Source organism: Streptomyces sp. NPDC033221 (genome assembly GCF_055577005.1).
On the sequence record NZ_JBVIQN010000003.1, the window covers coordinates 402599 to 409259 of the forward strand.

Below are 6661 nucleotides of genomic sequence, written 5' to 3' on the forward strand. Positions count from 1 at the left end.
TGGGACGTGGTGGCTCCCGCCGCGCTCCGCCCCGGCGAAAGGGCCCTCCATGAAGCTCTCGGTCGTTGTCCCCTGTTACGACGAAGAGGAAGTCATCGGGCGCTTCGACGAGGAGATCCGAGAGGTGCTCGGCACACTCGCCGTCGAGTACGAGCTGTGCTACGTCGACGACGGCAGCTCCGACGGCACCTTGCACCGGATACGCACCCTCGCCCAGCAACACCGCCCCACCACCCGCTACCTCTCCTTCAGCCGTAACTTCGGCAAGGAGTCCGCGATGCTCGCGGGTCTGAAGGAGGCCACCGGCGACGCCGTGATCCTCATGGACGCCGACCTCCAGCACCCGCCCCAGCTCATCGAGAAGATGCTCGACCTCTACCAGCTCGGCCACGACCAGGTCATCGCCAAACGCAGCCGGGACGGCGACAAGCCGCTGCGCAGCGTGTGCAGCCGGCTGTACTACCGCGCCGTCAACAAATGGGTGGACGTGGAACTGACCGACGGCGTCGGCGACTTCCGGCTGCTGTCGCGCACCGCCGTGGACGCGCTGGTCTCGCTGCCCGAGTACAACCGCTTCTCCAAGGGCCTGTTCTCCTGGATAGGCTTCGACACCGTCACCTTCGACTACCGCAACGCCCGGCGCGAGGGCGGCCGGACCAAGTGGTGCTTCGGCGCGCTGGTCAACTACGGCATCGACGGCATGATCTCCTTCAACAGCCGCCCGCTGCGGGTGGCGATCTACACGGGCCTGAGCCTGGCCGCGCTGGCCGGCGCGTACGCCCTGTGGATCGTCGGCGCGGCGGTCGCCGGCGGCATCACCGCGCCCGGCTATGTGACGCTGGTGGCGATCATCGTGGGCCTGGGCGGTCTGCAGATGGTGATGCTCGGCCTGATCGGCGAGTACATCGGCCGCATCTACTACGAGACCAAGCGCCGCCCGCACTTCCTGGTCAAGGAGACCAACGGGACGACGCCCACCCACACCCCCACGGCCCGGGTCGCCGGGCGGGCCCGCCGATGAGGCGTCGGGCGTACCGCGGGTTCCCGCCAGGGCGCTTGCCGTGGGGCCGGCTGCTGCGCTTCGCCGTCGTCGGCGGGGTCAACACCCTCACGTTCTACGGGTGCTACCTGGCGCTGCACCCCTGGATGCCGTACTTCGCGGCGTACACGATCGCGTTCCTGTCCAGCATGGCCGGCTCGTTCTTCCTGAACACCTACTTCACCTACCGCACCCGGCCCAGCTGGAAGAAGTTCCTGCTCTTCCCGCTGACCCAGGTCACCAACTACGTGGTGCAGAGCGCGGGCCTGGTGGTGCTGGTGAACTGGTGCGGGCTCGGCACACGGGTCGCACCCCTGGTCGCGGCGGTGATCGCGATCCCGTTCACCTATCTGGTGTCCACCCGCATCCTGGTGCCGGAGAGGCCGGTACGGCCCGTACCGGGGCGGTCCGTGCCCGTACGGGACGCGCAGGAGGCCGAGGAGGCCGCTCCGGCGGGCGGGGGAGACGGCCGTACGGGTGACGAGGCTCAGCCGGCCCGTTTCGCGGGACCGGTCTGACCCCGCGGGACCGGCTGGGCCTTCCACTCCGGGAACGGGCCGTCCACCCCCGCGTCCCGCTGCCGCACCACGTGCAGCCGCCCGTCGTTGCCGAGGACCGCCAGCACCGCGCGCCCGTCGGTGTCCTGCCCGACGGCCGCCGCGCCCGAGTGCGGCACCTCCCCCGTCAGCCAGCGCCCCGGCGTGTCCTGCTCCGGGTCGCCGAGTGCGTACCGCAGCAGGCCCGCGCCGTCCCGGCCCGCGAGCACGACCGTCCGCGCGGGCTTGCCGACGGCCGCCGCGGCCACCCGCCCGTACCCGCCGACCGGCTCGTACCGGGCCGTCAGCCGCCAGGTCCCGGACCGCGGCCGCCGCCCGCCGAGCAGCACCTGGGCCGTGCCGCTCTGCCGGTACGCGAGGCGCACCTCCCCGTCGCCCAGCGGCACCAGGCTCAGCGGGCCGGCCGGTTCGGGCAGGCCGGTGCCCCCGGTGGGCTCGGGCAACTGTCCCGGCTCCCTGGACACCCAGTGGTGCACGGCCCGGGCGCTGGGCGCCACGACGTGCACCAGCCCCTCGGAGTCCACGCACGCGTCCAGCCCGTCGACGAGGACCGGCACCCGGTCCGCCGCCCCGCCGGGGGCGGCCGGCGCCTCCAGGGGCCGCCACAGCGACCAGTCGCCGCCCTTGGCGCCGCTGCGGCAGGCGATGCCGCCCCGCCAGTCGAGGGCGAAGACGTGCACCGTGCCGTCCCGGTCGACGGCCGCCGCCGGAAAGCCCGTCTCCAAAGACTTGGCCGGGGCGGCGTCCGGGGCGCCCAGCGACTCCCACGCGCCGAAGGCCGGCACGCCGTTCCGGGCGGTGCCGTTCTGGCGGGCGGTCAGCAGCTCACGGCGGTGCGCGTGGTTGCGCGCGGGCAGCACCGTACGGGAGGCGAAGAGCTGAAGCGCGCCACCGGGGTGGCTCACGGCGTGGATCTGGCCCTGGAGGAGGCCGCCGCCGAGCCGGTGCGGGCCGCTGAATGTGCCGTTGCCCGGCGCGGTCTCGGTCCAGCACACGCCTTCGCCGTCCAGCACGGCGAAGGCGGCGAGCCGCCCGTCCTTCAGGGGCCGCAGCCAGCTGTTCGAGCCGGGGGCACGCAGCCGGGTGCTGCGCGTCCAGTTGCGTGACCAGCCGTCGAACGCCGTGCCGCCTACCTTGCGGTCGCCACAGCCCGCCCGGTCCCCGCAGTCCCGGCCGTCGGCCCAGCCGTAGACGGACAGCAGCTCGCCCTTGCGCCGGGCGGTCGGCAGGTCGACGTTGTTGGGCAGTACGCCCGCCTCGTAACCGAGGTAGCTCTCCACGACGATGGGGCGGCCGTGCCCGCGCTTCCAGTAGCCCGCCAGCGCGGCCTGCGCGAAGTAGGCCGAGGCGAAGTGGTCCTGGTGGTCGTAGTACGCGAACCCGCCCAGCCGGGGGTCGTCGGCGGGCGGCGGCTCGTGCGGGGCGTGCACCGCGTTCGGGTCGAGGGTGCGCACCACGGTGGGCCGGACCCGCTCCAGAAGCGCGACCAGCGAGGCGACGACCTGTTCGCGGGTGTACTGGAACGTGCGCTGCACGGGGGTACTCTCCGGGCGCAGCGTGGGCAGCACGTCCGTGACGCCGAGCCACAGACCGCGCAGGCTCCGCGCGCGCGGCCCGGAGACGGTCCGCGCCTCCACCAGTTCCATGAAGACGAGCTGGTTGCGCGGCGCGGCCCGCAGCGTCTGGATCTCGACCTGGAAGCCGGGCAGCAGGGAGACCGCCTCCACGTCCCACGGGCTGAGCGGGTCGCCGGTGGCCATCACCGCGTGCGCGGCCCGCAGCCCGTTGGTACGGGCGCGCGCGAACGCCGGGCGGTCGCGCGGTGGCAGCCGGTTCCCGCGCCCGTGCTCGGCGGTGTTCCGGCCGTCCGACTCACCGCCGGTCAGGCACACCGTCACCGAGCGGGCGCCGCCGCGCACCGACTGCTCCAGAGCCGGGTTCATGAAGTACAGGGAGTCGTCGGCGTGCGCGATGACGTGCAGAAACGCCTGCTCCGCCCCGGACACCGCGGCCTCCCGCTCCCGTACGGGACCCGCCGCCTGCGTCAGCGGCGCGCGCGGGCCGCACCAGGCCCACACCCCGGCCCCGGCCGTGACCGCGGCCGCGCCGCCCCCGGCGACCTGGAGCAGCCGCCGTCGGGACGGCCGGGACGGGTGCGTCGGCACAGATCACGTCCTCCACGGCGCCCGGCAACGCCCCAGTCGTCACAGGAGGCGGCCCACACCGGGATGAGCCGCGTACCCAGCTGCATCACCCCAGTATTCGGTCCCCGGGCGCGCACCGCTCGCTTGATTGGTCCGGGGCCGGGGGCGGCGGGGCGGCGGGGTGAGGACGGACGGCCGGGGTGGGGCCGGGCGGCCGGGGTGAGGGCGAGGGCCGGGCGGCCGGGGTGAGGCCGGGCGGCTGCCCTACGCCTCCAGAGCCGCCGCCACCGCGAAGGCCAGCTCGTCCAGGTAGCTCTTCGGGAGTTCGTCGCGCACGACCATCAGGCGCCAGTACAGCGGCCCGGTCATCAGGTCCAGCGCCAGGCGCGCGTCGACGCCCGGCCGCAGTTCGCCGCGCTCCGCCGCGCGGGCCACCATCGCCGCCGCGACACCCTGCTGACTGTCGAGCAGGGCGGTCCGCAGCGCTTCGGCGATCTCCGGGCTGCGCGCCGCCTCGGCCAGCAGGTCCGGGATGATCTGCGACGCCATCGGGTGCCGCAGGGCACGGGCCGCGACCTCCAGCAGCATCCGGATGTCCCCGCGCAGCGACCCGGTGTCCGGCGTCGGCAGGCCCTCGGCGGCCACCGCCGAGACCACGTCCAGCACGAGGTGCAGCTTGGAGCGCCAGCGCCGGTACACGGCGGTCTTGCCGACGCCCGCCCGCCGCGCGATGCCCTCGATGGACATCCGCGCGAACCCCACCGCCGCCAGCTCCGCGAAGACCGCGGCGCGGATCGCCTCGGTCTTCTCCTCGCGCAGTACGGCGGCCCCGGCGGGCGTCCGCCGCCCGCCCGGCACGCCCGGGGCCCTGGTCACTTCACTGCCGTCCTTTGCCATGCCTTGATCGTAGCGTCGCGACGCAACGGTTGCGTTTCGACGTCAGGCGGTCGTACGCTCGGCACCGTTACGACGATACGGGACCGTTCTAACGTCGCGTCGGCGCCGGAAGCGACGCCCCGCCGCCCGCACAGCGGCCCCTCCCGAACGCCCCCGTCCACGCCCCTCCTCACTCCCCGGAGGCGACCGCCCTCATGACCCAGACCCTCGCCCCACCGGCCCGCGCCGCCGAGGCGTCCCCCGCGGTCCCGGCCGCCGCCCCGCCCGACCCCGCCCTGCGCACGCTGGCGGAGCAGTACGGCCTGACCGTCAGCGGCGCCCGCCCGCCGCTGCGGGAGTACACCCGCCGCCTGTGGGCGCGCCGCCACTTCATCGCGTCCTTCGCCACCGCCCGGCTGGCCGCCATGTACACCACGGCGCGCCTGGGCCAGCTCTGGCAGGTGATGACCCCACTGCTCAACGCGGGCGTCTACTACTTGATCTTCGGCGTGCTGCTCGGCACCGACCGCGGCATCCCGAACTTCATCCCGTTCCTGTGCACCGGCATCTTCGTCTTCACGTTCACCCAGTCCACGGTCCTGGCCGGCACCCGCGCCGTCTCCGGCAGCCTCGGCCTGGTCCGCGCCCTGCACTTCCCGCGCGCCGCGCTGCCCGTCGCGCACACCCTCATCCAGCTCCAGCAGCTCATCTGTTCCATGGGTGTGCTGGCGGCCATCGTGCTGATCTGCGGCGTACCGGTGACCTGGCACTGGCTGCTGATGGTCCCCGCCCTGCTGCTCCAGTCGGTCTTCAACACCGGCCTCGCGCTGGTCATGGCCCGTATCGGCGCGAAGACCACGGACACCGCGCAGCTGATGCCGTTCGTGCTGCGCACCTGGATGTACGTCTCCGGCGTCTTCTACAACCTCTCCGCGTTCACCAGCACCGCGCCCCACCTGGTCTCGGTGGCCCTGAACTGCAACCCCGCCCTGATCTACATCGACCTGATGCGTTACGCCCTGATCGACACGGTGCGCGCGCAGGACCTGCCGCCGCACGTGTGGCCGCTGGCCCTCGGCTGGGCCCTGCTGGCCGGTGTCGCCGGATTCGTCTTCTTCTGGAAGGCCGAGGAGGAGTACGGCCGTGGCTGACACCGACCGCGTCCCCACCGTCATCTGCGACAACGTCCACATCGTCTACAAGGTGCACGGCGGCAGCGCCGGCAAGGGCAGCGCAACGGCCGCCCTCGACCGGATCGTCCGCCGCAGGCCGAGCACCGCTGTCCGTGAGGTACACGCCGTCAAGGGCGTCACCTTCGTCGCCCACAAGGGTGAGGCGATCGGCCTGATCGGCTCCAACGGCTCGGGGAAGTCCACGCTGCTGCGCGCCGTCGCCGGACTGCTCCCGCCCGCCGCGGGCCGTGTCTACACCCACGGCCAGCCGTCACTCCTCGGTGTGAACGCGGCCCTGATGAACGATCTGACCGGCGAGCGCAACGTCGTCCTGGGCGGGCTCGCCATGGGCATGTCCCGCGAGGAGGTCCGTGCCCGCTATCCGGACATCGTCGACTTCTCCGGCATCAACGAGAAGGGCGACTTCATCTCGCTGCCGATGCGTACGTACTCCTCCGGCATGGCGGCCCGGCTGCGCTTCTCCATCGCCGCCGCGAAGAGCCACGACGTCCTGATGATCGACGAGGCCCTGGCCACCGGCGACCGCGCCTTCCAGAAGCGCTCCGAGGCCAGAATCCGCGAACTCCGCGAAGAGGCGGGCACGGTCTTCCTCGTCAGCCACAACAACAAGGCCATCCGCGACACCTGCGACCGCGTGCTGTGGCTGGAGAAGGGCGAACTGGTGATGGACGGCCCGACGGAGGAGGTCGTGGCGGCGTACGAGAAGTCCGCCAGGTAGACGTCCGGGCCGGCCGCCCAGGCAGAGCGCCCGGAAACGACGGCGGGGGGGGGGGGGGGGGGGGGGGGGGGGGGGGGGGGGGGGGGGGGGGGGGGGGGGGGGGGGGGGGGGGGGGGGGGGGGGGGGGGGGGGGG

The 6661-nt window shown here is 73.5% G+C and carries 6 protein-coding genes; 4 read left to right on the forward strand and 2 right to left on the reverse strand.

Annotated elements, in window-relative coordinates:
* Positions 1–49 precede the first annotated feature (49 nt).
* Together ACZ53K_RS05820 and ACZ53K_RS05825 are read left to right on the forward strand one after the other, a co-directional pair.
* Positions 50–1021, forward strand: a complete 972-nt coding sequence (locus ACZ53K_RS05820; RefSeq protein ID WP_468832330.1) for a glycosyltransferase family 2 protein — start codon at positions 50–52, stop codon at positions 1019–1021.
* Positions 1018–1557 carry a GtrA family protein gene (locus ACZ53K_RS05825; RefSeq protein ID WP_468832331.1) on the forward strand — a complete coding sequence of 180 codons (540 nt, stop codon included), beginning with the start codon at positions 1018–1020 and terminating at the stop codon, positions 1555–1557. Before ACZ53K_RS05820 ends, ACZ53K_RS05825 begins: the two co-directional genes overlap by 4 nt.
* Here the strand turns inward: ACZ53K_RS05825 and ACZ53K_RS05830 are convergent.
* Positions 1527–3761, reverse strand: a complete 2235-nt coding sequence (locus tag ACZ53K_RS05830; protein WP_468832332.1) for a PIG-L family deacetylase — start codon at positions 3759–3761, stop codon at positions 1527–1529. The genes ACZ53K_RS05825 and ACZ53K_RS05830 overlap by 31 nt on opposite strands.
* 243 nt (positions 3762–4004) lie before the next feature.
* Positions 4005–4637, reverse strand: coding sequence for a TetR/AcrR family transcriptional regulator (locus ACZ53K_RS05835; RefSeq protein WP_468832334.1), 633 nt, complete (start codon positions 4635–4637; stop codon positions 4005–4007).
* 194 nt (positions 4638–4831) lie between these two features.
* Between ACZ53K_RS05835 and ACZ53K_RS05840 the strand changes: the two genes are divergently transcribed.
* Together ACZ53K_RS05840 and ACZ53K_RS05845 are read left to right on the forward strand one after the other, a co-directional pair.
* Positions 4832–5767, forward strand: a complete 936-nt coding sequence (locus tag ACZ53K_RS05840; RefSeq protein WP_468832335.1) for an ABC transporter permease — start codon at positions 4832–4834, stop codon at positions 5765–5767.
* The gene (locus tag ACZ53K_RS05845) at positions 5760–6527 is read left to right on the forward strand and encodes an ABC transporter ATP-binding protein (RefSeq protein WP_468832337.1); all 768 of its coding nucleotides are present in this window, start codon (positions 5760–5762) and stop codon (positions 6525–6527) included. The genes ACZ53K_RS05840 and ACZ53K_RS05845 overlap by 8 nt, the downstream gene beginning before the upstream one ends.
* Positions 6528–6661 lie beyond the last annotated feature (134 nt).